We start from the raw sequence: 3,403 nt of genomic DNA on the forward strand, positions 1-3,403 counted from the left end.
TTGAAACACCCTCCTTCCGAGGGCATCCAGGGCTTCACCCGATGGCCCTGTGTCCGCATCCCGGTTGCCTTGCACCCCGCACCTGATCAGAATAAAACCAACATCTGTCCCGGGGAACGCGAAGGGGGCATCGTCATGCGGGCAGAGGTCCGGTTTTCCACCAACGCGCTGACCTGGGTCGTGGAGGGGGCGATCCGGGGCCGGCCCCGCCCCCTTGCCCCCGACGATGCCGCCCGCTGGCGGGAGTGGAGCACCACCTACAAGGCCCTGAACCGCGAAAGGGATCCGGCCCAGGGCCTGCTGGATCTGGGGCGACGGATTTTCATGTGGCTGGACGGCCCCGATCGCGTGGTGTCCGCCCTGCTGACCGAGGCCTTCGGCACCCTGACCCTGATGGTCCAGGCCCCGCGCCCGCTGGCGGACGAGGCCCGGGATTTTCTGCATGTGCCGTGGGAGCTGCTGGCCGATGAACGGGGGTTCCTCGCCGGCCAGGATCGGCTGCTGTTCTGCCCGGTCCGTCGCCTGGGATCGGCCGCCTCGCCGCCCCCGCCCCCGCCCGATTCCCCTTGCCTGGGCCTTGCCTTCATGGCCGCCGCGCCCCGGAACGTGGAGCCGGTGCTGGATTATGAAGCCGAGGAAACCGCCATCCTCGACGCCACCGAAACCCTGGCCCTGGACCTGGAGGTGGAGGAAAGCGGCAACCCCGAGCGACTGTCGGAACGGCTGGCGGAAATCGGCCCCATGCAAGCCGTTCATCTGTCCTGCCATGGCCGTGCTTTTCCCAGGCCCATCCTGGCGTTGGAAGACGACGAGGGGAACGAGCGCGAAACCGGCGAGGCGGAATTGATCCGGCTGTTGCGGCCGGCCGCCCCCAAGGTGGTGTTCCTGTCCGCCTGCCAAAGCGCGGAAAGCGATCGTCAGGCGGATTCCCTGGCCGCCGCCCTGGTCGATGGTGGCCTTCCCGCCGTGTTGGGCTGGGATGCCTCGGTTCACGATCAAAGCGCGATCGAATTCGCGCGGGTTTTTTACCGGCAACTGGCGGCGCGGAGGCCGCTGGAAGAAGCCTGCGCCGAGGCCCGGCGCGCGCTTTTCAAAACCCTGGACCCGCCCGCCACCGCCGCCTCCACCCCTTGCAAGCGCGAAGGGGCCGTGGTTGTGGGGGCCAACACCGGGGCGGACTGGCACATGGCCCGCCTGTGGCTGGGCCCCTCGGGCGGGGGCCCCCTGGTGCACGGATCCCGGCGCCGGCGCCTGTTCTCGGCCGACGAGGTATACGAGCATTTCGACGCCGGCAAGAAAACGGGCCGGATTGCCGGCCGGCGCCTGTTTGTCGGGCGCCGGCGCGACCTGCAACGCTGCCTCGCCCTGGTGAAATCCCGCCACAAGGCCGGGGTGCTGATTCACGGCATGGGGCGATCGGGGAAATCCAGCCTGGCCGCCCGGATCCTGCACCGCCTCCCCGCCCTGACCCTGGTGTTCATCGAAGGCCGGTTCACGGCGGCCACCCTCGCGGCCGAAATCGCCGACCGGGTGCCCGGCAGCCGCGAGACGCTGCGCCCCACCGATCCCGCCCTTCTTGACCTCGCCCAGTCGGAAGTCTTGCTCTACGAGCGATTGACGGCGGTCCTGCGCACCACCGGCACCCCCTTCGCCCTGGTTCTTGATGACCTGGAACAGGGGCTGGACGCCCCCACCGAGGCCGGACCCTGGCGGGTTTCCCCCGACATCGAACCGGCATTGCGGGCCGTGGTACGGGCGTTCGATCGTCACAAGGCCGCCGATTCGATTCTTCTGCTCACCAGCCGCCACCCCTTCACCCTGCCCGATGGAGCGCGAGACTGGGCCACCTGCCTTGCAACCCTACCCCTGCCTTCCATGGACGCAACCGGGCTGCGCAAGCTGGCCCTGCGCCGCTTTCGCTTCTGGATGGACGAGACAGACCAGCCCCCGGATATCGCCGCCAAGCGCTGGAGCGCTTTTGAAAACTGCGCCCACGCGGCCCGGAGCAATCCCGGCCTTGCCGATACCTTGCTCGGCATCGCCACCAAAACCCCGGCGTGTCTGGCCCCCGCGCTTGAAGAGGTGGAAAGGTTCCTATCCACTTCCGCCCACGCCCCGGCCACCCCGGCCCTGGCCACTTTTTTCGACCACCTCCGCCTCTCCGACCTGCTGGCCAGGGCGTCCGAAGCCGACCGCGCCCTGTTGTGGGCCGCCACCGTGTTCCAGGTTCCCGTCCCCCCGGCAGTGATCGACGCCGCCACAACCGCCTACGGGGGCTCGGGGGCGCGGTTGCGGGCACTGGGCCTTCTTGAGACGCAAGAGGACGTGGCAACGCCCGGCGCTCCGGCCCTGGCCGTCAACGCCCTGATCGCGCCCCGGCTGTCGCCGTTGACGCCAGAGGACGCAACCGAACTGGCCAAAACCCTGGTCGAGCCCCTGCATCAGGCGTGGCCCTCCCCGCCCGAAAAGCTCCCCGTGGCGGCGCAAGACGAACTGTACCGCCTGGCAACCCTGGCCGACCACGCCCCCTTGGCCCCCTTGCGCGTCCTCACCGCCGCCTCTGCCATGCAACGCCTGCTCGACGAACCCAACGCCCAGGAGGCGGCAGTCTTCGGCCAGAAGCTTATGGCCGTCGCCACGGCTCACGGTGTCCAAACTCCACGCGGAGTGCTGCGCCGGATCGCCCAGGCATTGATCGTCATCGGCGATGGTTTTACCGCCAACACACTGCTCGATAAAAATTGGACGCCACAGGGGGATTTGGACGATTTTGATCTAGCAATTTTTTTACTCAATGCATCAAATTCAAAAACTGAAGGATTCTTTTCTGATATAAACAAAAACTTGCTTCAGCTCGCACTTTCCTGTTTTAAGAAATGCAATCAAGAAGATTATGCATTAAAAATAGAAATAATAATTCAAGAAATTAACGAAAAAATTTACAAAACAACATACACATTACGCGCAACGCCAGAGTTTAAACGTGAATAAATGCATTCAAAGTATTTTAATTGCACACAAAACACGATGAGGAGTTTTTAATATGAATATAGATTATTCAAAAATAAACAGTAGATTCAATGATTTACTAAAAACTTACGAATATGCAATTAATAAATTTGATAATACTGGAGACATTCGATCAAAAGCTACAATATTAGGAAAGATATCTGATACGCTTCAAGCAATCGGCGAATTTGACGAGGCTATTCATATTTTATGCAAAGAGCAAATCCCAATATACAAAAAACTCGGCGATATCCGAGAAACCGCCATCACCATGGGCAAAATCGCCGATATCCTTATGGCACGCGGACAACTTGACGACGCCCTGCGCACCCACCGGGAAGAAGCACTCCCCGTCTTCCAGCGCCTCGGCGATGTCCGAGAAACCGCCGTCACT

The 3,403-nt window shown here is 62.7% G+C and carries 2 protein-coding genes; both read left to right on the top strand.

All coding sequences use genetic code 11. The features are described from left to right. Positions 1-135 precede the first annotated feature (135 nt). Complete coding sequence (locus ROR02_RS16050) at positions 136-2,991, top strand: CHAT domain-containing protein (protein ID WP_147165056.1); 2,856 nt, start codon at positions 136-138, stop codon at positions 2,989-2,991. A 52-nt stretch (positions 2,992-3,043) separates the two neighbouring features. After that, a partial coding sequence (locus tag ROR02_RS16055) for a tetratricopeptide repeat protein (protein ID WP_147165057.1) occupies positions 3,044-3,403 on the top strand: 360 nt, incomplete at its 3' end.

The sequence above is a fragment of the Pararhodospirillum oryzae genome, from assembly GCF_007992075.1.
Lineage (GTDB): Bacteria > Pseudomonadota > Alphaproteobacteria > Rhodospirillales > Rhodospirillaceae > Pararhodospirillum > Pararhodospirillum oryzae.